Annotated in this window: 20 protein-coding genes, 2 pseudogenes and 1 riboswitch; of the genes and pseudogenes, 5 read left to right on the forward strand and 17 right to left on the reverse strand. The window is 40.1% G+C overall.

Features of this window, described 5'->3' with window-relative positions; translation table 11 throughout:
* Positions 1-1,347, reverse strand: a complete 1,347-nt coding sequence (locus ACP7A0_RS14400) for an amino acid permease (protein ID WP_060597654.1) — start codon at positions 1,345-1,347, stop codon at positions 1-3.
* A 162-nt stretch (positions 1,348-1,509) separates the two neighbouring features.
* Positions 1,510-1,589, reverse strand: a riboswitch (glycine riboswitch).
* A 261-nt stretch (positions 1,590-1,850) separates the two neighbouring features.
* Here ACP7A0_RS14400 and ACP7A0_RS14405 point away from each other — a divergent pair.
* The 3 genes from ACP7A0_RS14405 (at position 1,851) to ACP7A0_RS14415 (ending at position 5,408) form a co-directional block, all read left to right on the forward strand.
* Positions 1,851-2,873, forward strand: a complete 1,023-nt coding sequence (locus ACP7A0_RS14405) for a LacI family DNA-binding transcriptional regulator (RefSeq protein WP_066031496.1) — start codon at positions 1,851-1,853, stop codon at positions 2,871-2,873.
* Positions 2,874-3,305: 432 nt separating this feature from the next.
* Positions 3,306-4,487: an MFS transporter gene (locus tag ACP7A0_RS14410; RefSeq protein WP_060597655.1), complete on the forward strand. Its 1,182-nt coding sequence runs from the start codon at positions 3,306-3,308 to the stop codon at positions 4,485-4,487.
* Positions 4,488-4,505: 18 nt separating this feature from the next.
* Positions 4,506-5,408 carry a shikimate dehydrogenase gene (locus tag ACP7A0_RS14415; protein ID WP_034660559.1) on the forward strand — a complete coding sequence of 301 codons (903 nt, stop codon included), beginning with the start codon at positions 4,506-4,508 and terminating at the stop codon, positions 5,406-5,408.
* A 39-nt stretch (positions 5,409-5,447) separates the two neighbouring features.
* Here ACP7A0_RS14415 and ACP7A0_RS14420 read toward each other — a convergent pair whose 3' ends face one another.
* The 6 genes and pseudogenes from ACP7A0_RS14420 to ACP7A0_RS14445 form a co-directional block, all read right to left on the reverse strand.
* Positions 5,448-6,641: an MFS transporter gene (locus ACP7A0_RS14420; RefSeq protein ID WP_106030719.1), complete on the reverse strand. Its 1,194-nt coding sequence runs from the start codon at positions 6,639-6,641 to the stop codon at positions 5,448-5,450.
* A gap of 324 nt (positions 6,642-6,965) precedes the next feature.
* Positions 6,966-7,106 (reverse strand): annotated as a pseudogene (locus ACP7A0_RS14425) (YxiF family protein); the annotation flags it as partial.
* Between the two features lie 294 nt (positions 7,107-7,400).
* A complete protein-coding gene (locus ACP7A0_RS14430; protein WP_066031493.1) occupies positions 7,401-8,066 on the reverse strand; it encodes a hypothetical protein in 666 nt (221 codons plus the stop codon).
* Between the two features lie 21 nt (positions 8,067-8,087).
* Entirely contained in the window at positions 8,088-8,681 is a 594-nt protein-coding gene (locus ACP7A0_RS14435; protein ID WP_426005575.1) for a DUF2247 family protein, read from the reverse strand.
* The gene (locus tag ACP7A0_RS14440) at positions 8,641-10,197 is read right to left on the reverse strand and encodes a ribonuclease YeeF family protein (RefSeq protein WP_426005577.1); all 1,557 of its coding nucleotides are present in this window, start codon (positions 10,195-10,197) and stop codon (positions 8,641-8,643) included. The genes ACP7A0_RS14435 and ACP7A0_RS14440 overlap by 41 nt, the downstream gene beginning before the upstream one ends.
* A gap of 202 nt (positions 10,198-10,399) precedes the next feature.
* Positions 10,400-11,635, reverse strand: a complete 1,236-nt coding sequence (locus ACP7A0_RS14445) for a TerD family protein (RefSeq protein WP_106036350.1) — start codon at positions 11,633-11,635, stop codon at positions 10,400-10,402.
* Between the two features lie 161 nt (positions 11,636-11,796).
* On the opposite strand from ACP7A0_RS14445, the gene ACP7A0_RS14450 reads away from it, so the two are divergent.
* On the forward strand, positions 11,797-11,958 hold the full coding sequence (locus ACP7A0_RS14450; RefSeq protein WP_223251416.1) for a hypothetical protein: 162 nt from the start codon (positions 11,797-11,799) through the stop codon (positions 11,956-11,958).
* A gap of 4 nt (positions 11,959-11,962) precedes the next feature.
* Here the strand turns inward: ACP7A0_RS14450 and ACP7A0_RS14455 are convergent, their stop codons facing one another.
* From ACP7A0_RS14455 to ACP7A0_RS14465, 3 genes are all read right to left on the reverse strand, one after another.
* The gene (locus ACP7A0_RS14455) at positions 11,963-12,943 is read right to left on the reverse strand and encodes a restriction endonuclease (RefSeq protein ID WP_066031490.1); all 981 of its coding nucleotides are present in this window, start codon (positions 12,941-12,943) and stop codon (positions 11,963-11,965) included.
* A gap of 152 nt (positions 12,944-13,095) precedes the next feature.
* Positions 13,096-14,532 (reverse strand): 6-phospho-beta-glucosidase BglA, encoded by a 1,437-nt coding sequence (bglA, locus tag ACP7A0_RS14460; RefSeq protein WP_426005580.1) that lies wholly within the window; start codon positions 14,530-14,532, stop codon positions 13,096-13,098.
* 12 nt (positions 14,533-14,544) lie between these two features.
* Positions 14,545-16,443, reverse strand: a complete 1,899-nt coding sequence (locus tag ACP7A0_RS14465) for a beta-glucoside-specific PTS transporter subunit IIABC (protein ID WP_260335670.1) — start codon at positions 16,441-16,443, stop codon at positions 14,545-14,547.
* A gap of 154 nt (positions 16,444-16,597) precedes the next feature.
* On the opposite strand from ACP7A0_RS14465, the gene ACP7A0_RS14470 reads away from it, so the two are divergent.
* Positions 16,598-17,308, forward strand: coding sequence for a GntR family transcriptional regulator (locus tag ACP7A0_RS14470; protein ID WP_060597662.1), 711 nt, complete (start codon positions 16,598-16,600; stop codon positions 17,306-17,308).
* A 49-nt stretch (positions 17,309-17,357) separates the two neighbouring features.
* Here ACP7A0_RS14470 and ACP7A0_RS14475 read toward each other — a convergent pair.
* The 7 genes and pseudogenes from ACP7A0_RS14475 to ACP7A0_RS14505 all read right to left on the reverse strand — a co-directional run.
* Positions 17,358-17,587 (reverse strand): annotated as a pseudogene (locus ACP7A0_RS14475) (LysR family transcriptional regulator); the annotation flags it as partial.
* A gap of 26 nt (positions 17,588-17,613) precedes the next feature.
* Complete coding sequence (locus ACP7A0_RS14480; RefSeq protein ID WP_426005583.1) at positions 17,614-18,120, reverse strand: hypothetical protein; 507 nt, start codon at positions 18,118-18,120, stop codon at positions 17,614-17,616.
* A 49-nt stretch (positions 18,121-18,169) separates the two neighbouring features.
* Positions 18,170-18,676, reverse strand: a complete 507-nt coding sequence (locus ACP7A0_RS14485) for an LURP-one-related/scramblase family protein (protein ID WP_426005585.1) — start codon at positions 18,674-18,676, stop codon at positions 18,170-18,172.
* 104 nt (positions 18,677-18,780) lie between these two features.
* Positions 18,781-19,518 (reverse strand): ABC transporter permease, encoded by a 738-nt coding sequence (locus tag ACP7A0_RS14490; RefSeq protein ID WP_426005587.1) that lies wholly within the window; start codon positions 19,516-19,518, stop codon positions 18,781-18,783.
* Entirely contained in the window at positions 19,515-20,249 is a 735-nt protein-coding gene (locus ACP7A0_RS14495; RefSeq protein ID WP_426005589.1) for an ABC transporter ATP-binding protein, read from the reverse strand. The genes ACP7A0_RS14490 and ACP7A0_RS14495 overlap by 4 nt, the downstream gene beginning before the upstream one ends.
* Positions 20,246-20,683: a helix-turn-helix transcriptional regulator gene (locus tag ACP7A0_RS14500; RefSeq protein WP_034660576.1), complete on the reverse strand. Its 438-nt coding sequence runs from the start codon at positions 20,681-20,683 to the stop codon at positions 20,246-20,248. The genes ACP7A0_RS14495 and ACP7A0_RS14500 overlap by 4 nt, the downstream gene beginning before the upstream one ends.
* 465 nt (positions 20,684-21,148) lie before the next feature.
* Positions 21,149-21,997, reverse strand: a complete 849-nt coding sequence (locus ACP7A0_RS14505; protein WP_426005592.1) for an MBL fold metallo-hydrolase — start codon at positions 21,995-21,997, stop codon at positions 21,149-21,151.
* Positions 21,998-22,026: the final 29 nt, after the last annotated feature.

Below are 22,026 nucleotides of genomic sequence, written 5' to 3' on the forward strand. Positions count from 1 at the left end.
TTATGACGCACGGCGTTTCTTTCGTGCATAAATCAATAATAAGAAACCAAACCAAACCGGTGTTAATAAGAGCGCCGGACGTGTTGCATCCGCAAACAGCATGATCACAAGAATGGCAGCAAAGAGCACAAGAACACAAATGTTCACAAAAGGTGTGAACGGTGCTTTAAAAGTAGATGCCGCATGCAGTTCAGGCCGTGTTTTTTTATATTTCAAATGGCAAATTAAAATAATACTCCATACCCAAATGAAACAAATGGCGCTGATGGTTGTGACAATACCAAAGGCTTGTTCGGGAATCAGCTTGCTTAAAAGAGCACCGACCGATACCACAATCGTTGAAACGAATAGTGCATTACTTGGAACAGCGTGCTTGTTCAGACGTCCAAAGGAAGCTGGTCCCTGTTTTTGATGACTGAGATTATATAAAATACGGCTTGTTGAGAACATACCGCTATTACAAGCTGAAGCCGCAGACGTTAAGACAACAAAATTAATAAGTCCCGCTGCTACTGGTATCCCAATCAGCCCAAATGTTTTTACAAAAGGACTTTCTGATGCACTGAGCTCAGTCCATGGGTTGATACATAGTAAAACAAAGATGGCACCCACATAGAAAAATAGAATTCTTAAAGGAATTTTATTAATCGCAGACGGGATGTTTTTTTGCGGATTGGCTGTTTCTGCTGCGGACACACCGACTAGTTCCACTCCCACATACGCAAAGATTACCATCTGGAATGACAGTAAGAAGCCTGTGACACCATGCGGGAATAATCCGCCGTGTGACCAAAGATTCGTTACCGTCACCGGACCTGCATCTGTTTGAAAACCCATGATTAAAAGGACAATTCCAACGCCGATCAGTAATAGAATCGTAATGACCTTAATCAACGCAAACCAAAATTCCATTTCTCCGAAAAGCTTCACCGTTAATAAATTAAACCCTAGTAAAATCAACAAACAAATGATGGCAGGAATCCATTGCGGGATGTCAAACCAGTACTGCACATACACTCCGACAGCAATGACATCCGCCATCGCTGTCATAATCCAGCAAAACCAATATGTCCACCCTGTCACAAAGGAAGCCCAAGGACCGAGATAGTCCTCTGCAATATCGGTTAATGACTGATAGCCCGCCTTCGATAAGAGTAATTCACCAAGTGCCCTCATGACAAAAAAGATCGCCATTCCGACAATTAAATAAGCAAAAATGATCGATGGACCTGCCAATTGAATGGCCTTTCCAGAGCCTAAAAACAGCCCAGTTCCAATGGTTCCGCCAATTGCAATCAACTGAACATGGCGGTTTGATAAATCTCGTTTTAATTCTTGTTGTGCCAATGCTAACGCCCTCCTACGACACGATCTTATACTGAAATAATGAACCCTCAAAAAGTCCATAAAAAAAGAGATTGGATGCGCTCCAATCTCACGGTCATAAAAGAATAGCAAAATAGAGAAAAGCAATACACGGCGTCATCCATGCATTACAAATACAATATTTCGTACTCTTCTGTCCTTTTGCCTGAGATTGTGAACCCTTCGGCGCCGCACATACATGCGGTCTCTCCAGAAGCTGCTCCTGCCATAGTGTGACCCACAGCAATCATAGCCTTCGTTATTTACTTAAAATGTTGCTATTTCTGAATAATTTCATATTTTACGCCTCTAGAAGAAAGCTGTCAATGGAAATCTTTTATGATTTCTGTCACTCTAGCTGACTTCACTTCATCAATACCCCTCATTAAGGTATAATAAATCAAAAGATGTTCGGCTCGTTTGATGTAGAAATCCATCCTGACCATGAACCAAGTTAGGCAATCCATTGAAGTTGGTGAAGATAAATGAAAAAAATGAACAAACAGCGTGTCACATTACAGGAAGTCGCCCGTCATGCCGGTGTATCGACTTCAACGGCCTCACTCGTTGTTCGAAACAACCCAAGAATCTCTGAAGCCACTCGAAAAAAAGTCCTGCAATCTATGGAGGAATTAGGATACGTGTATGACCGCGTCGCTGCTAACATGCGGTCAAAAAGTTCAAATATTGTAGGTGTGATTGTCACGGATATTTCAAACACGTTTATTTCTGAGTTTTTAATCGGCGTGCAAACCACACTTGAATCACTGGGCTATACCGTTTTACTTGGGACAACCTTTGACAGTGTCGATAAGCAGGAACGGCTCATTTCCACCATGGTAGAGCACCGAGTTGGCGGGATCATTTTAAACCCAGCTTCGAAAAGCTCTGCTCGGACGGTCAAACAATTAAATCAAATTCGCACCCCAAAAGTACTGGCAAATCGTGAATTAGCGGATGTGCATTGTGACTATGTCGGTGCTGATTATGAACAAGGCGCTTGGATGGCGGTCCATCATCTTCTTCAAAAGGGACATCGGCGCATTGCCTTTTTAGGCGGCATCAAGACCTCCTCGACTTGGATCGACCGAATGAAAGGGTTCAAAAGAGCCCACGACGAGGCAAACCTAACAATTGATGAATCTCTTATTATTGATATGGAACCGACTCGTGAAGGCGGGAAAGAAGCACTCGCCCAAGTCATCGATCAGCCCGATCCTCCTACTGCTATTTTTTGTTTTAGTGACTTAGTTGCGTTTGGGGTCATTCAAGGACTGTCATCACGTGACATCAAGCCTGGTGAAGATATCGATGTAGTTGGATTCGATAACATCCCTGAAGCGGAAATGTATCACCCGCCGCTCACCACTGTCTCTTCATTCCCACGGTCCATCGGGGTAAAAGCAGCGAACCTTTTATATCATAAAATGAACGAGCAGGATGAAGAGCTGCAGCGATTGATCTTAAAGCCTCAACTTCATATCAGAGAAACCTCTACCTCATCGTGAAAAGGAGAATTGTGTACAGCAATTCTCTTTTTTTATTGAGCAAGTCAATCATTTCTTTGTTTCATTTTTCTTTTTTTAAATCACAAAGTCATAAACTTGACACATTTTAAACACAGGAGTATATTTATCTCGTTGCTTCTTTTAGTATATCGTTATACCTATTTCTGTGTATCGTTGTTTTTATTCAACATCAGTTAAAAGTGGAATTTTCTGATTCTGATCAAATTATGAAGATTCACTTTCTTATCAAAGCTGTTTTTATTTTTATATTTTAGTAGAACGATGTACTTAATTGAAGAACAGATGAATATTCATTATTTTACATCAATCACATAAGGGGTGTTGTGATGGGCTTTATGTACATTCATAGAAAGAACAACCGACATACAAAGAATTTAACCCTAAAAGGGTTGCAAATATAGGAGTGGGAACATGAAAAATCCTTATATTAAATCATCACTCGGCATGTATTTAAATTACTTCATGCTCGGCATGATCAATATCATTGTAGCGTCCAATATGAATAGCTTATCTGAACGCTACCATGTGGATATTACGAAAATCAGCTTGCTTGTATCGGCGATCGGAATTGGTAAACTGATTGCTCTCTTTTTCTCTGGCCGGTTAGCAGACCGCTGGGGACGTAAGCCTGTCATTATTACAGGGAACTTTCTTTACTTATTATTCTTAATCGGTATTCCAACGACAACGAATTATACATTGGCATTTATCTTTGCGATTTCAGCCGGGATTGCAAACTCATTACTTGATTCGGGAACATATCCTGCTTTGACAGAATCGTTTCCTAAAAAGGCAAGTTCAGCTTCTGTTTTAGTGAAGGCGTCCGTTTCAATTGGAGCGACTGTTCTTCCATTTATCTTGGCGTTCCTTATTGCACATGACATCTTCTGGGGCTGGGCGTTCTTTGGACTAGGACTTCTTTATTTACTTGTAGGGATTTACTTGATCTTTATGCCGTTCCCGAACCATAAGCAAGTCTCTTCACAAGATGACCTTCCAGTGCAGGAACAAATGAAGGAAGAACCTAAAATGTTGGGTGAAGGCTTAGCCGTCGTGCTCATGGGATTCACGTCTACTGCATTGTTTGTCGTATGGCAAACGTGGCTTCCACAGCTCGGATTGAAATTGATTGGGCTTGGTGCAGGACAAGCGACACAGCTTCTTTCTTATTTTAGTATTGGTGCCCTTGTGTCAGTTCTACTGCTCTCAATTGTATTAGATAAATTCATTTCCCCGATTATGGTCGCAATCATTTATCCAGTTGGAGCATTTCTTGCCATGCTTTCACTATTTCAAATTGAAACGTATAGCATTGTCATTGTCAGCACCTTTTTCTTAGGATTATTTACAGCAGGGATCTTCCAGCTGGCGATGAGTATTATGATGAAATTATTCCCTACAAACAAAGCAACGGCTTCATCATACGTCAACATTGCAGCAAGCTCAGCGTTTATTCTTGTGCCGCTCATTACAAGCGGGTTGGTCAGCACGTACGATATTAAAATGACGTTATTTTTCGATATGATCATTGCGGTTATTAGCGTATTGTTAGCGGTCTTTGTTCTTGGACGCATGAAAAAATTGTTTAGATAATTAAAGGAGATGTCAATCATGACAAACATACATGAACGTAATATTGATGGAAAAACCAAATTAGTAGGCCTTCTTGCTACACCAATCGGACACAGCCTGTCACCACGTATGCATAACCTTGGCTATACACTAACAGGGATCAACTACGCTTACCTCGCATTTGAAGTAGGGAATGAGGAACTAGAAGCAGCTGTCAACGGTATGAAAGCAATGGGTGCAGCTGGGTTTAATGTTTCTATGCCGAACAAAATGAAAGTGCTAGACTACTTAGATGAACTAGATGATTCTGCAAAATACACACGTGCAAGTAACACCGTCGTAAACAAAGATGGCAAACTGATTGGCTACAACACAGATGGTCTTGGTTACGTGAGAAACTTGATTGAACATGGCGTTGAATTAGCTGGTCAAAAGGTCACACTAGTCGGATCTGGCGGAGCTGCAACACCGATTGCCATTCAGCTTGCACAATCAGGTATTCGTGAAATTAGTATTTTTGCTCGTAATGATCAATACTTTGTTCAAGCAGAAGAAAATGTAAATTACATCAACAACGAAATGACATCATTTGGTGTCAAAGCGAACATTTTCCCACTTGAAGACAAAGACGCTTTCCGCCGTGAAGTAGCTGAAAGTGCAATCTTAGCAAATGGGACAAGCCTTGGCATGAAACCACTAGATCAGCTCAGCATCATCGATGATACACTTGATGTCCTGCGTGAAGATTTAATCGTGACAGACGTCGTATATAACCCGCAAAAAACAAAGCTCCTTGCGCAAGCACAGGAAGCTGGTGCCAAAACCATTAACGGTCTTGGCATGATGCTATGGCAAGGTGCACTTGCTTACAAACTCTTTACTGGTGAAGATATGCCAGTTGATCAAGTGAAACAAATTCTTTTTGAAAATGACCGTTTCTAAACAAAAGAAAGACGACTTCCTGAGCGGAGGTCGTCTTTTTTATTCATGGACCATGATTTGGCGGTATCGATACAGAATATACAGTGCACCGATAATAGCGACAACTGCCACCACCGCATCGAACAGAAAGATTTGTAAAATGGTCGAGTGACTTTCAATTAAACCTGTTACGACCGGAATGACAATAGCCGACACCCCGCCGGCTGTGGAGATAATCCCTGTCATCGTTCCTTTGTTCTTCCAGAAGAATTCAGCCATCACCGTTAACGTCAGCTGAAAAACACCGGCTGTTGAGAATCCCAATACAAAGGCATTGACAGTTCCGATGACTGGGGATTTCACGACCAATAGGACACAGATGGAGACAAGTGTAATGATTGGATAGATCAGCAGCACAGTGACTGGACGGACAAAACGTCGCAAAAGAAATGCGAGCAATAAGACAGACAGCAGCCCGCCCATGCTATAGTAACTAAGCAGCTTCACAGCACTCCCTGAAGCCATCCCCAATATGGTCTCACCGTAAGTAGGCAGCCAAATTTGCGGCAACGCATACAGCCCATTTGATGTAAAGCTGATCACAATGAGTGCAATCCCTTCTCTCCAAAACGTAGGCTCTATCGAGAAGCGCGGAAGTCCGTCATGCTCCGTTACCTGGACTTGCTCCACCTTGCGATGATTCGGAAATGGCAAGCTCCACAGCATCAAGACATTCACAAGATAGATCAGAGCAGGAACAAAAAATGCCATCCCATAAAACAAATTATGCTCTGCTAAAAAGAAAATCGCCAGTGGTAGGATGGTTGCCCCAATCGAGATAAAGGCCTTCACCATCACATTCGCAGATCCCGAGTTTTGAGGAAAAGCCTCCATTAACGCTGGATACGTTCCTGCATCCATCGCCGAATTCGCCACCCCTGCCAAAATCGCAAACGCAAACGCAATTTGATAATTCGGAGACAATGGGATTCCGATGAGAAACGCCGCCATCAGCACACCCGAAACCAAAATGACCGGCTTTCGCCCAAAACGATCTGACAGCACGCCCGATAGACCATACGTGAGCACCCTGCCAATGCCGAGCGCCGAAATCATATAACTAATTCCCGCACTATTGGTATCTAACTGTTTGATTAAAAATGGCATATTTGAAGCCAAAATAATATTGACCATACCTAATAAAAAATAATTGATATAAAGACTAGAAGCCGTTCTCACATACGGATTTCTCATCCTGACACACCCCTCAACACCATCGCAATGAAGTGACAAATAATGGTTACGCTTACAAGATCTCATATGTGAGGAAGAACAGCTTTGCAGCCTTCACGTTCATACATCTCATCATGTCATGCAGCTCACAGCTTACATGCCCTTCATGTATCAAGCATTTCTTCAATTTTTCACTCTCTTATTTTATATGAATGTGAAAGGTAATGATAGTGAATTGCTTAAATTTGAGAGAAAATCATCGATCAAGCGTATGACTCCATCGATAGAAAAAAAGAGTGGCTAATTCCACTCCCTAAAAGATGTGTCAACTCTATTCATCGTTAATTATTCTAGCCCCCAAATACTTAGCTCATAAAAATATTCCGTTCGCTCTATGCATAACCCAAAACAAAAATCCTCTGCGACTAAAATAAAATCCCCGTATCCACTTGAAAATTTCGTTTGCTCAAGAAGCTGGTTTGTATGAAAAAGGAGTGAGTTATTCAATCAGTGTAAAAGGAGAGACCGTTCGATTGAAGTTAGCAGAGATTCATTCAAAAAATAAGGATTAAGAATAGTACACAAGTGGAAACATGAAGAAATGGTATCTTTATGGAGAACAGCATTGCTTTCATCAATTGAAATGCAACAACCAGCCATCGAAAGAGTTTCGACAACTGGCTGTTTCATAAAGTGTCATGATCCCTGTCTCAAAAATGAGAGTCAGTCCCGAATGTGGGGATTGTTTAATATGTTAGAGATCATTGTCTTTTGAAGATACTATGAATAGCTTTGTATTCGCTGCCGTATTTTCTGGGTAAGATCTTGATTTAATATCATTGCCAATTCGGCCTCATTTACAACAGAGCCCCATCTGAAAATAATTTCACTATTCAAACCATATTTCAAAAAAAGTGCTTGATAATCTACTTCGTGACTATCCTTGTTCAAACCTGAGTAAAACAAATCTTTTATAGATTCCTCTGAAAGAATAGAATCCCTTCTAGTGGCAATCATGAAACTCGATTGATACTTATCCATTATCCGCAATGCTTTATCTAATTCAGGCTGAGGAACTTTCGCCATACTAACATAAAAATGATTTCTAAGTTCATCTAAAAGTAGTTCTGGCCCCTTTTCAAAACCTGAAGTATTTATTTCTGAGTCAATAGACTTCCATACTTTTCGAAATTTCTCTATTCGAGAATGTACATCACTTACTTTCTTACTCAGGAATATATAAAAATGGTAATTATTCAACTGGTCGCTAAAAATTTCGATAAGTTCATTTTGACAATAACGTTGAAAAGTCTTAATTCCGCCATCATCTAAAAAGTAATATCCATTAATACTATATACACTTAGCTGTTTAAGTTCATTTATTTTTTGATCTAACCACTTATAGTAGTTTGTAACTTCTTTTTCGAATTCAAGTTCTATTTTCATTAGGCATCTTTTAATCAGTAGTTACATTTGCTCAAATTGAACAAATGCTTTTTCTTTTTGTAAAAACTCCTCAAAAAGAGATGCTAATCTATTTATATTCTCTTCTTTTGAATACAGCAACGGATTATAACCATCTGAAGGAGGCATATAATGAATAAACGGTTCCATATCCTCAGGATAACCAAAATCTGCGTATACTTCAGAAAGTTCATCCAACAACTCTTCAGTTGAATTCTTATTTATTTCTTTTAAATGAGAAGTTATACCATATCTCCATTTCCTTTTTTCAATGTCCCATTGGCTGGATTCTTCTTCTATCAAATCATTATATAATTCTACCAATACCATTTGAAGTTTTCTATAATCTTCTTCTGGGTCGCCAGCTCCCCAAGCTAATTCTAGGATTAAAGAATTTTCACATTCAATATGATTAGATAAATATTCCACAGCATACTTGCTTATTTCTTTATATGAAATCAAATCTAGCCTAATTCCTACATATATAGTTTTCCAATCATAATGAATATTATAAGTTTTTAAGACCTCTATAGAACTTTTCATTTTTTCTTCATTCCTATCTTTTAGGATTTTGATTAGGTAATCCTGTAATTTCACCTTCTGGAATAAACCTTCTATGAGTAACCCCCTTATTGGGATCGACAATCCACTCAAAAATACCATTTTGATCTTTTACCGAAAACACTCTTTCAATTATACGTAAATCTTTATTATAAACATCCTTGTAACTATAGTATTTCATTCCACCTTCTATTTGATATAACTTAACCTTTGTTTTATCACCACCAACCAAATCAAACTCTTTAGCCAGTGGTGTGTAATTGTCAATTATATCATTGAAACCATGTTGACCATCTGGCTTTTTCAACGCACTTCCGACCCTTTTATTATCTATTACCGGATGTTCAATTTTATCTCCTTTAATCCCCATCTTCCCATTGAACCCTTTCGCCCCAAACGGCAAAAGCATTCCCAGCGCCGCGTTCATACTCGCTTCCTGCTGTTCTTTCGAGACCTTATTTCCAAACATGTCTCGCCCAGTAATCGCTTCACTGAAGCCGTTTGTTGCGGTGAGACCATATAAGCCTTTTTGAGATGTTTTTAAGGCGTCAAAGGACTTTTGCGATGTCTTGTAGATGTCGACTGCTCGTACTGCTGCTGATGTGGCTTGAGTCGTTTTATAGACAGCCTTTCCGCCTTTGAAAATACGGCCTGCCCAGCCGACGATTGGGATATAACCTGCTGCTGCCATGCCGCCTGCGGCGACGCGCTGTCCTGCGGTAAGTTCTTCGCCTGTGATCGGGTCAACGCCCGTTGCGGCGCGTTTTGCATCGTTCACGCCAGTCAGTTCATTCACGATATTTCCACCATAATCAAGTGCTTTTTCATACCAAGGGCGGTTGGCGAGTGCTTCTTGTTCCTTTGCGATTTCTCTAGCTTCTTCTTGTTCTTTTTTAATTTTGAGATATTCAGCAGTTTGCTTCTCAATATCGCTTTTTGCCTTGTAGATTTCGCTATTTTGATACGCTTTCTTGTCAAAATTCATCGGCGAAATGGCTTTTCCATCATTTGTCGCATTCATCATTTCTGCGTACAATGCCATTGTAGCTTGCTGCTCCGTTTCTGATAAAGCATATTCATCTTTTAAATTTTGATCAAGCTCTCTTAGGTCTTTTACTGTCTTTTTTCGTTCATCTTCTGCATTTGCAATTTTTTCATCAAAGGTTTGGCTATCAAATACTTCTAGAGAAATGAGGTCGTCGATGTCTTGAAAAATCGTTTTGAGTGCCTTTTTTTGATCCTTTACAATACTTTTGGCGTTTTTGATTCCCATATGTACTGCATTGTCTAAAAAGTGTTCTTCTACAAAGGTATCGTCGCCAAAATTCGTATCATCAAGTGTCCCAGAAACGCCTTCATGAAAGGCTTTCTGCTTATCAATGAAGCTGATAAACATGTCTACATTTCCAGCCAGTTCTTTGTAGAAGTTTTTAATGTTATCGGCGCCTTTTCCCGTGAATTCATCACCGAGGTTTGCCACGCCTTGAAGTGTCTTTTTTAAATCTACCATTTGTTCGCGGAGTTCTTGGTAGTGTTTTGCCCTTGCATCCATAGCATTTGTTAGTGCTTTTGCATCAAGTATGTTGCCCAGAAGAAGTCACTCCCTCCATTATTGATCATAAAGTCTATTTTACCGTGTCCACCAAAACGGAAAAATAGGCTAATTGACACAAAAAATGGATTAGACTCACTATTTAACGGGCTAAAAAATAAGCTAGACACTGTACTTTGCTCTGTCTAGCCATACCCATGTGTTATTTAAAATCATTGATAGGTCCTTTATCCATCAAAACCTCAATTTCATTAGAAGACTTCATTTTTAATTTAGGTCTGCGCTCAGAGTTTGGTTTGCTGTAAAGCTCAAGTGGGCGGATGATCACACCATCATTTGTATTTTGAAGTATACCTGGCACACAAGAATAAATACGATCATTGTCATTGGCATGTTTGGCATGAATCGTCACAGACGTTCCTTGGTGATTATCTATACTCATAGATACTCTATATCTATAAAAGGAACCTGTTCCGTTTGATTGGGCAGAATAAACAACCGGAACGACAGCAAGGATATCGTCATTTAACCGTAGTTTAATAACTTCTGTTTTCATTGATTCATGGTCTCTACCGACATCTCCCATATGCTCAACAGCTCCGTTGCCGTAACTTTTGAGAGCAGGAATTCCTTTCGCACCAAACATAGCCACATCTACTTGCTTTCCTGACTTTGTGTAGACCAATGCATAAATATCATAATCGGTGCCGGACTCCCAGGATACTGTAGCTGTGATCTCAGGCGTTTTCTCGATTATGATCGGTTTATGACCTTTGTCTAGACTAATTTTACCCTGAACTTTCTCTAAACTGATAGGTGCAGCGACTTTCTCTTTAGCAGTTGTCTTCGTTTGAGCAGGGTCTTTAATTGGTTGTTTTTCAGGAGCCATTTGATGTGTAGAAATATCCTGTTCATCAGGTTCAACCTCCACACCATAAAGCTTGCATAGACCTTCCAGTCCAGAATCGAAACCACGCCAAATTGAGCGTGCTTTCGTGTCACCATTTCTTATATATAGCTCTACTACGACAATGCCCTTTTCATTTGTAAAGTTTACTGGTGTTAGATAAAACACCTCGTCACCTGTTCGAATTTCTGCTTGCAAATTCTTCACTTGAGAAAAGCCCGTTCCTTGATCTTCTGTTAATGTAATAGCCATCTTTGTGATTCCAGCAGGCACTTTGCTCATATCAAAATTCAATTGATGCCTTTTCAATTGACCTGATACCTCTGCTGGTAGAAGTGCCGCTGCACCCGAAGCACTCTCTGGTTGATTGTAAAAAATAATGCCATGATCTCCTTCAACCTGATCCGAATCTGTTAAAAGAAACGCTGTTAAAGAAATATCAATTGCAGATGACACTTCATAGCTGATGGATACATGCCCCTTTGGAGAACTTAGTACGGTATTGGCTCCCATTTGCAGTGTTTGATTCATTTCAACAACTCCTATACTTTATCTACCATTTATCGTTTTTATAGATCAATTATACCAAATCATGTAATAGAACCTATTAATATCTTTATCTCTTTTCAACCTCTGCAATGATATGAGACAATGCTAACTAAAAACAAACCACTCCCGAAAGGAAAATCAATGTGTATAAAAGAATCATTCCTGCAATTATGGTGATATTCGGCCTTTGGATTCTTCTTCAAATATCCTTGAACATCAAGATCTTTCACAATCCAATGAACTATTTTGTCGCCATTACTCTCTTTTTTCTTTGTATTCAGGCATTAATAAAATTTAGACAATAAAAATTCACTCAGGCACATACACTTTTTTCAAAGGTAATAAAGATCTTGTCTCAGTTGGCATATCCTCATACCAATGTACAATAAGATTGACGAGTTCTTCTAAGTCCAATAGATGAACTTCATTATGCTTCGCAACAGCTTTTGCATGAGAGGTAAATCCACCAGTAGAAACAAATAAACTATTTGCATTCATGGGGTTTGCTCCTAATAATTGCTGCACTTCTGGCGCACTGGCTGAATTTTTCCGATGCTTGACTTGTACTTTAATAATAGGCTTTTCAAATCCAAATGCATCTTTATAAGCTAATATATCTACACCGCCGTCAGGACCTTTTGGACTCACACGAACATTGTATGACATAGCTTGCAGTAAGCCCCCGACTAAGTCTTGCATCTGCCACGGATCCAGTTTATCCACCTTATCTGCAATCATCACAGTTGCTTTGCTGACTAAATCTTCAATAATTTCATCTTCTTCTGTTTCATCTTCGAATGCTGGTATAGAAGTAGGGTTTTTAAGTAGGTGTTCAATTTCTTTCCCCCAATCATCTACACGAAAAACAGTTGATATAGAACCGAGGCTGTTCTTAGCTGATTGGCTGAGAGAATCTCGTTTCACTGCGATTGGTTCCCAATTGACTTGAATATGATTTGGATACATTTTATCCCCTGCTGCTTCATCAAAAAAATGTGGAGCAGTCACCGTACCAACTCGATATTCACGGCTTTCTTTTATGTATGTAATAATTCGATCTCCCTTTTGAATTTCTCTACTAAACCTCCATACCTGACTAACCCAGCTTCTTCTCGTAAAAGGTTTGTTCTCGGCGTATATGACATCAGCTCGAGCATTCATCTCTTGCTTTGTTTGATATTGTTTTGGATTACCTAATTTAGGCCACCCGATTGATGCTAATCCTTTCTCTTCCCAAATCGGAATTAAATCATTCTGGTCGCCTGCACGCACCATCCACCATTTCGTCATTTACGATCTCTCCCATTCCATCTTCTTCTTTCTTACTAAATTATAAGACTTATATCTAGTGAACAAAAGGATATACAAACCAATTTTCCCTAAAGAACGTAAAAACCCGAACAAGCACATACTTCGCTCATCCGGGCTTCTCTTTTCCTTTGTTACACTTCTTCACCGTTCGTGGCAATGACGTTTTGGTACCAAGTAAAAGAATCTTTTTTGAGTCTCTTCATCGAGCCGTTGCCTTCATTGTCGCGGTCAACGTAGATCATGCCGTAGCGTTTTTTCATTTCACCTGTTGTGAATGACACGATATCAATGATGCCCCAAGGTGTGTAGCCAATAAGGTCAACACCGTCGTATTCAATGGCTTTTTTCAGTGCTTCGATATGAGAAGCGAGATATTGAATACGTTCTGGATCGTGAATAGAACCGTCATCTTCCACTTGATCTATGGCACCAAATCCATTTTCTACAATGAATAGCGGGATTTGATAGCGATCATAAAAACGATTCAAAGTATATCTTAGGCCTGTCGGGTCAATGGACCAGCCCCAGTCGCTTGATTTGATATAAGGATTGTCTACACCATGCGGCAGGGCTCCGTTGACAATATCTCCGTTGTTATCAGACACTGCATCACTTTTAACCGTTGTCGACATGTAGTAGCTAAAGCCAAGATAATCTACTTTCCCTTTTCTTAAGCTTTCTTCATCGCCTTCTTCAAACGGAATATGATAGCCTTCGCGTTCGAATTCTTTAAGTGCATAGCTCGGATAGTAGCCCCGAACTTGTACATCTGGGAAGAAATAGCGTTGTCTCATATATTCTTCAGCAAGCATGACATCCTCTGGATTTGAGGAATATGGATAGATTGGTACGTGAGAAACCATTGCTCCAATTTGAAAAGCAGGATTGATTTCTTTGCCTTTTGCTACTGCCCACGCACTTGCAAGTAATTCATGATGTCCTGCTTGATACATGATTTCTTTGGCATTTTCGCCTTCTTTGACTGATACCCCTGAATTTGTCCAAAGGAACAGTGGGTTGTTGACATCCATTTTGTTATTGATTTCATTAAATGTCATCCAGTATGTGACTTTGTCCTTGTATCGATTGAAGCACACTTCTGCGAATTTTGCGAAATACTCAGCGACTTTTCGGCTTCGGAACCCGCCGTATTCTCTTGCCAAATGAAGCGGCATCTCAAAGTGAGACAGTGTAATCACAGGCTCGATGCCATGCTTGAGCAGTTCATCAAATACATCATCATAGTATTGTAAACCAGCTTCATTCGGTTCAGCTTCATCTCCCTTTGGGAAAATTCGGCTCCAGCCGATGGATGTACGCAGGCATTTCAAACCCATTTCGGCAAACATCGCGATATCTTCCTTGTAACGATGGTAGAAATCGATCGCTTCATGGTTCGGATAAAATTTGTTGTCTTCTATCGTCTCAGTAATTTGTCTCGGTACTCCGTGAGCACCAGCTGTCATTACATCCACAACACTTGGGCCTTTTCCTCCTTCATTCCATCCACCTTCGAATTGATGTGCAGCTAATGCTCCGCCCCATAGAAAACCTTTTGGTAATGTCATTATTTATTCCTCCTATTTTACAATTGTAATCATGACGTCCGTTGGCTGACATGTCGATTGTGCTTCTACCATCACATCTTCATACGCTTGTGTATTGGTGATGATGACTGGTGTGACTGTTTTTAATCCTTTGCTTTCAATGGCTTCTTGATCAAATGTCATCAACAAGTCACCCTTTTTCACCTTGTCGCCTTCTTGAATTTTGAGTGTAAATGCTGAGCCATCTAGAGAAACCGTATCAATTCCTACGTGAACAAGTAACTCCACACCAAATTCTGAACGAAGTCCAACGGCATGCTTTGTTGGTGCAAGCATGACGACACTGCCGTCAAACGGTGCATACAGCTTATTGTCTGTCGGTTCAATGGCAAAGCCTTTGCCCATCGCCCCGGAGCTAAATACGGCATCCGGTACTTCAGATAATGTGAGCACTTTTCCTGCAAGTGGTGCAGTGATTGTTTCTTCATTGTTCATCGAAGCATTCTTTTTTTCTTTATCTTGATCTTTGACAGTTGTTGTTCCGGCTGTCTGCTCCACTGTATCTTCCCCATAACCAAACATTTGAATGAGCACAACTGGTAAGATCAGCGCAATTGCGACACCAATTAAGATACCGATGATCGATGTTGGATAATCTGCACTAATTCCGTTCACAATTGTCAGCGGACCAGGCAAACCTGCATACGCAAAGTAATAAGGCGTGAAGAAGCTGGCAACGATGGCACCGGCTGCTCCAGAAATACATCCGAAAATAAACGGCTTTTTAAAACGTAAGGTAACACCGTAAATCGCAGGCTCCGTAATTCCGAAGAGTCCCGTGATTCCGGCTGAGACTCCGACTTTCCGAGTTTCGCGGTTTCTTGCTTTTAAAATAACTCCTAACACTGCGCCGACCTGAGCGATAACAGCGATGGTTTGATATGCCTGGAAGGAGTCACGTCCATATTGTTCAAAGTTGGCGAGCACCATTGGCGTAATGCCCCAGTGAACGCCGAATATGACAAGTACTTGCCAGAATCCACCGATAATGGCGCCTGCTAAAGCCGGTACATTTTCTGCTAAGATATTGTATCCGTTTGCAATCCCATTTGCACCTGCTGTTGAAAGAGGACCAATTAATAGAATGGTTAACGGAACCATAACGACCATACAGATAAATGGTACAAATAACGGTTTTACTACCTCGTGAATCCGTTTATTTAAAAATCTCTCTACATATGAAAGAATCCATACCAGGAACAGCGGAGGCAAAACAGATGACGTATAAACAGTTTCAGATAACGCAATGCCTAAAAAGGTAACGCCTTCACCTGAAGCCACACGCCCAGCAATTTCTGTCCAAGCTGGACTGACAAGCGCTGCTGTACACGCTACTGCGATATACATATTCGTTTTAAAATGCTTAGCTGCTGTGATGGCAATAAAGATTGGCAAAAACGTAAACGGTGCCCATGAAATGAAACTAAAGACTTCATATGTTCCCGTTTTCGAAAAGCTTGGAAATAACAAATTAATGAGGATAAGTGCACCTTGTAAAATACCAGCTGCAGCCAAAATATACACAAAAGGCGCAAACACAGCGGACATGGTCGCAATGACACGGTTCAGTACCGTTCCCTTGTTTTCATTAGGCTGGTCATCATCCGACGATTGGAGCTGAACAAGGTTGGAAAAATGCTCGTATACTTCACCAACATGCTGGCCGATGACGACCTGAAATTGACCGCCGTTTTCCACCACGGTAATAACACCAGGCATGGCGTTGACTGCTTCCTTGGCCTTTGGATTCGAACGTTTCAGTACCAAACGCAGACGCGTGGCGCATCTTGCGGCACTCACCACATTTTCTTCTCCGCCAACTGCCTCTAAGATGTCTTCTGCAAGCTTTTGATAATCCCTCACTTTTGACATATAACCCCCCCTTTATCACTACTAGTATATGTATATTATAATTATACCGGTACAATATATCAATACATATATAATTTTGATTAGCATATCAAAGGAAAATCGGTATGTGCTATAATACAAAGACAATAAATCGTGAAAACAAAGAGGAATGGCTATGTTAAAGTATCAACAAATTGCGAGCGATATTGAAAAATATATTGTCACCCATGAGCTGCAGCAAGGGGACAAGCTTCCTGTACTCGAAACCCTCATGAGCCAATTTGCTGTGAGCAAAAGCACCATTATCAAATCATTAGACTTACTCGAAAGAAAAGGAATTATCTATCAAGTGAGGGGCAGCGGCATCTTTGTTCGAAGACACAGGCGCAAGGGCTATATCAGCCTTTTATCCAACCAAGGGTTTAAAAAAGATTTAGAGGAATTTCAACTGACTTCAGAGGTTTTAATGCTAGACACCATCAAACCGCCCGAAGAAGCAGCGCTTAATTTGAATATTGAAGAAGATGAGGATGTTTTTTACCTCAAACGCATCCGTTACATCAATGGACAAACCTTATGTCTAGAAGAATCCTATTATCGAAAAACCATCATTCCCTATCTCAACACAGAAATTGCTGCCGATTCTGTTTTTAAATTTATCAGTGAAGGCCTTGGACTCAAGGTCGGCTTTTCCGATATGTACTTACAAGTAGGAAAACTGAATGAAACCGAAGCAAAGCACCTCGGCCTTAAACAAGATGATCCCGCTCTCCGCGTCGAGACCGTCTTTCATCTCACAAACGGCCAGCCTTTCGACTTCTCGAAAATCACTTATAACTACATGCAGTCCCAATTTTTTATTCAAGCGAATAATTATTATGGGTGATGGATGGAAAAAGCTTCCTGAGACAATCAGGAAGCTTTTTTGTCGTATGAAGAAATGTCGCATGATGAATGTTTTGCCGAATATGAGGCATCACCCGCTCACCTCATCAGTTAATGAAAGACCGTTTCGATTCCGCCGCAGCAATACAATCCCTAATTCGGATACGAGCTTCACAATGTTATGACTCACGCCAGACTGTGTCAGCCCAAGTTTCTCCTCGGCTTTTGTAAAACTGCCGGATTCGACGACTGTTAGAAATACTTTGTATTGAAATGTGATCAGTGTGCTTATCTCATATGTTAATCTCACATTAAATCTTGGCAAAATCTACTGCTCGATGTATCTTTGATCTTTCGATTTAAATAGCTTTCTACCAACTGAAAACATTTTTCCTGAATCAATGACCGTTTATGCGTGTCTAGTTGTTCTTTTTCATCACCATGCAAATCTTCATCTTCCTCTAACTGAAAATCAGTTAAGTCCATTTTGTCATGAACATGAGCTTTAATAAAAACATGAGCATTGTGAAAATCGTGCATATGCTCTACTAAAGAAGAGATCTTGGTGATAAAATCATCGAATGTTTCTTCTTCAAACGTTTTTTTGAGATCGAGATTACTATGGACATCAATTGAAATGTAATTATCTCTTTCATCCAATTCTTCTTGAGTAGCTAGGGGATTATCGTGAGTCGTTGCTTTTCGATTTAAATCTGTAATGGAGAAATAAATGGTGATTTCTTTTTTATCGAGAAATTCATACTCCCATATTTCTGCGTCTCTTAATCTTAATATGCGGGTTAGGTTGTCCAACTTTTTAAACCCTCCATTGTTATTCATCTATTTCTAAAAAATGATGATCTTAATTCGTCGTTGCCGACGACGAAGACCTAGACGCTGCCTCATCAGCCTTCACACAATCAATCGCAACAACCAACGCAATCATTACAGGCTCCATCTCTTCTTTCAAAATATCAACCTTATAGCTATCACCCCAAGTAAACCATTCCTTCTTCACCTGACCGATCACTTCGCCGTTCTGCAGCACTTGGAAATTCATATCCCACCAGTTGCCTTGTACTTCTACACCAGCAGCATCAATTGAATATTTTGCTTTAAAGAACGTAAACTCTTTTTTGATGGTCAACACCTCTTTACCACCAACTTCTACTAAAAACTTCGGTAAAAAACTAAACATTTTCTTCGTAATCACAGCGATTTCTTCTCGTTCTGTATTCAGAATGGTGAACGTCTTAGGCATCTTCATAAAGCTGCCCTCGACCACATACACATCGTTCTCCTGCTGATCCTTTACCGTAAACCTACCGCTTAGACTGAATACCTTTTGCTTCATATATAGCTGTTTCATGTGTACCTCCCTTTACTCAAATGACAAACTTCATTAAAGTTTATCATACAGAAAAAAGCCCAGATAACCCTGCTGTAAATTTCTTCACCAAAAACTGTATCAAACTAAGCGTTTTCCCCATTCATTTTCTTTTTAAAAGCAAAAATGGCGATAGCTACTATCACAATCATATATCCAATCACCCACCAGAGATGCAGTGAAATTGATGCATAGTCTCCAGAAATGGCAGCTCTGCTAGCGTCTACTGCATGAGCAAATGGAAGTGCGTATGCAATATCTTTGAACCAGCCTCCAACTAAATTCAAGTCAAACCATGTACCACTTAACCATGCGCTCATATTCGTTAGTAGCGCTCCACAAATACCACCAACCTGCTTATCGTTAAATATACTCCCTACTAAGAGCCCTATGCCGATAAATAGTAAAGATGTTGGCAAAAGGACAAGAATGGATAACAAAACATTGGCATTGAAATGTAAACCTAAGAAAAGTGCTGTGATAAAACTAATGATAACTTGAACAATCGCTATAGGTATGAGTGGCACAATATACCCTACAATGTAGTCTGAGGCAGAAAGAGGTGTAGTAAACAATCGCATCAAAAATGATGTACTTCGATCTTTAGCTATTAACATTCCAGAGAATAGTGAGATAAAAGAAAGCCCGAAAACGGCTATGCCAGGAATTAGTTTATCAATGACAAATAAATCAGTTGGAACATTCGCTTGAATAGCATGAAGCAAACATAAGATAACTAACGGGAAGCCTATACCAAATGCTAAGTTTAAAGGATCTCTCAAAATCTCTTTACGATTACGTGCAGCAAAGGCTAGTGACTTCATCTGGTGACCTCCTCATTGGTAGCTAACGAAATAAAGGCATCCTCAAGTGATTTGGTGTTGGTACTTTCCATCAATTCAGCTGCTGTTCCAACTGCCTTTAATTTTCCTTTCGCCATCGTCCCTATTCGATCCGAAAGGGCTTCTGCTTCCTCCATATAATGTGTCGTGAGAATAATGGTCATGCTCCCCTTTAATTTCTCAATAGCACTCCATAGCTCACGCCTTGCGATGACATCGAGACCGAGAGTAGGTTCATCAAGGAAAAGGATTTCGGGGTCTGTAATGAGTGCCATTGCAATACTAAGTCTTCTTTGCATTCCTCCGGATAAGGTTTTAGCCTTCATTTTAGATACCTCCGTCAGACTAAACGTACCAAGCATTTCCTCGACTTTTATATCAACCGTTTTCTTGTGGAATCCGTATATTTGAGCGATTAATTCAAGATTTTCTTTAACGGATAAATTAGGAGCTACTGCCGTTTCCTGTGGTGAAACATTAATCTGTTCTTTTACTGCGTAGGGATTAGAAACAATACTGTTACCAAGGATCGTTGCATCACCGGTAGTAGGGATGCTAAGACAGGTCAACATCTTGATCGTTGTCGTTTTACCTGCACCATTCACTCCAAGTAAAGTAAAAAGCTCGCCTTGTTCAATTGAAAGATTAAGAGAATCGACTGCAATCTTTTCTTCGAATTTCTTAGTTAGATTCTTTGTTTGAATAGCAATCATTCCTCATCCTCCTGATCTTCCTGTGCCTTATATATATCGTCAGCAAACTGCAGGAAGGCCTCATTTTTTACAATGGCGATTCCTTGAGCTTCATCGCCCAAAATCAACAGGCTGTCTCCAGGACTGATGCTGAATATCTCCCTCGCTTTTTTAGGAATGACAATTTGCCCGCGTTCACCAACCTTTACAAGTCCAAATATGTGTTTTCCTTTTGGTTTCACCCCTACCTCTTCTGTACCATCCACATTATTCACGAGATCATCCAAAGCAACGCCATATATTTCAGCCAAAGCCTTACAATTGTTGATATCTGGCACAGTTTCTCCCGATTCCCATTTCGCAACAGCTTGCCTTGAAACACCAATTTTCTCAGCCACTTCTTCTTGTGTAAACCTGTGTATTTTTCGCATTTTTTTCAAATTCATATTGATCATGTTTTTCACACCCTTCAATATCATTATATAAGACTTATTCCAATCATCTACCAACTGAACATGACATCAGAAGTTATCTTCAATTTACATTTGGTTAAATGCCTAAGTTTAACCCAAAAAAGCCACCTCGAAATTAAGTGGAGGGGACTTTTTTGGTGTGTAATCGAATAAAGGAACTGAGATTCATATGTTTAATCACATATACTAATTTTTTCTTCTGCTACAACACCTTTTGCTAAAGCTAATAAGGGAAGTAAGAATGGCTTGGAAAATAGGTATTCCCTCACGCAAAGCATCACTAGATAAGTATAGTAATGTTATCAGTGAATAAAAAGAGGAACTATGAAAAATGTCTGTCACAGTTTGTGATGCAGAATATGTTGTAGGTTTACCATAGAAAATAAAAAAGTCTCGTTTGAGGGAAATCACTCAAATGAGACTTTTTTGTTTAGTTACAGCAATCATTTAATAACCATTTACAAAAAAAGAAATAGTTTCCAATTCATCATCTTTCAGTTCTCTGTTCACGTAATTTTGATATTCTTTCGTGATTTTCTGCTGATCTCCACCATAAAGATCAGTGTATTTCGCAATCATCCTAAGCTTATCTGTTTCCTGACGAAACTCCTCTTTTGTCCACGGTCTTTGGTGTGAAGGAATATACGTTTCGGCATCAAAAGCTTCTAACTCATCTAAAAGACGCAATATTTCTTTCAACGTATAATGTACTTTTTCGGCATACATCTTCGGATAAATACAATCACCCAGAAAAAGGATTTTCTCTTCTTTCACATACACGATGACTGAATCTGCGGCATGATCGCCTCCAACGTGTTGCACAACACAAGTGACCCCGCCAAGATCGATCTCCATCCGACGGTCAAATGTCACATCCGGTAAAACCACCTGAATATCTCGGTGATCCTGATATTCCTCCTTGATGGCCTTCGCGCAGAACTCAATCTCCGTTCCTTCCCTCACCCGCTCATCAATTGCTTCATCTGACCACGAAAACGGAAGAAGCTTCTCCATTTCCTTTCTTGTCTTTGCAGAAGCAATCGAAAGCGAATCAGGCAGCGCTGGCAGACCAAAGATATGATCCCAATGCCAATGCGTGAGCACAACCATATCAGGAGTCAAGTTCTCATGTTTTAACGTTTCTTTGATAAAGTACTTGGCATGTTCTTTCGAGTTACCAGCATCAATCATTAATGTCTTGTTACTGCCCACAACCATACCTAGAATGGGGCGGTCGGTAAGCGATATAGGTGTGATGTACCAAAAATTCTGACCTATTTTTTTAATTGAGTGCATAGGTTGCTTCCTCCTTTCTATAATTATAT

This window comes from Bacillus sp. DWP3-1, from assembly GCF_049896565.1.
GTDB lineage: Bacteria > Bacillota > Bacilli > Bacillales > Bacillaceae > Bacillus.

Coding starts and splice junctions, on each gene's coding strand:
- ACP7A0_RS14410 (WP_060597655.1), top strand. CDS start 3,306: ATGAAAAATCCTTATATTAAATCATCACTCGGCATGTATTTAAATTAC.
- ACP7A0_RS14470 (WP_060597662.1), top strand. CDS start 16,598: ATGTTAAAGTATCAACAAATTGCGAGCGATATTGAAAAATATATTGTC.
- ACP7A0_RS14445 (WP_106036350.1), bottom strand. CDS start 11,635: ATGAATCAAACACTGCAAATGGGAGCCAATACCGTACTAAGTTCTCCA.
- bglA (WP_426005580.1), bottom strand. CDS start 14,532: ATGACATTACCAAAAGGTTTTCTATGGGGCGGAGCATTAGCTGCACAT.
- ACP7A0_RS14440 (WP_426005577.1), bottom strand. CDS start 10,197: ATGGATGCAAGGGCAAAACACTACCAAGAACTCCGCGAACAAATGGTA.
- ACP7A0_RS14495 (WP_426005589.1), bottom strand. CDS start 20,249: ATGATTGCTATTCAAACAAAGAATCTAACTAAGAAATTCGAAGAAAAG.
- ACP7A0_RS14485 (WP_426005585.1), bottom strand. CDS start 18,676: ATGAAACAGCTATATATGAAGCAAAAGGTATTCAGTCTAAGCGGTAGG.
- ACP7A0_RS14420 (WP_106030719.1), bottom strand. CDS start 6,641: ATGAGAAATCCGTATGTGAGAACGGCTTCTAGTCTTTATATCAATTAT.
- ACP7A0_RS14500 (WP_034660576.1), bottom strand. CDS start 20,683: ATGATCAATATGAATTTGAAAAAAATGCGAAAAATACACAGGTTTACA.
- ACP7A0_RS14505 (WP_426005592.1), bottom strand. CDS start 21,997: ATGCACTCAATTAAAAAAATAGGTCAGAATTTTTGGTACATCACACCT.
- ACP7A0_RS14405 (WP_066031496.1), top strand. CDS start 1,851: ATGAAAAAAATGAACAAACAGCGTGTCACATTACAGGAAGTCGCCCGT.
- ACP7A0_RS14430 (WP_066031493.1), bottom strand. CDS start 8,066: ATGAAAATAGAACTTGAATTCGAAAAAGAAGTTACAAACTACTATAAG.
- ACP7A0_RS14415 (WP_034660559.1), top strand. CDS start 4,506: ATGACAAACATACATGAACGTAATATTGATGGAAAAACCAAATTAGTA.
- ACP7A0_RS14490 (WP_426005587.1), bottom strand. CDS start 19,518: ATGAAGTCACTAGCCTTTGCTGCACGTAATCGTAAAGAGATTTTGAGA.
- ACP7A0_RS14465 (WP_260335670.1), bottom strand. CDS start 16,443: ATGTCAAAAGTGAGGGATTATCAAAAGCTTGCAGAAGACATCTTAGAG.
- ACP7A0_RS14455 (WP_066031490.1), bottom strand. CDS start 12,943: ATGACGAAATGGTGGATGGTGCGTGCAGGCGACCAGAATGATTTAATT.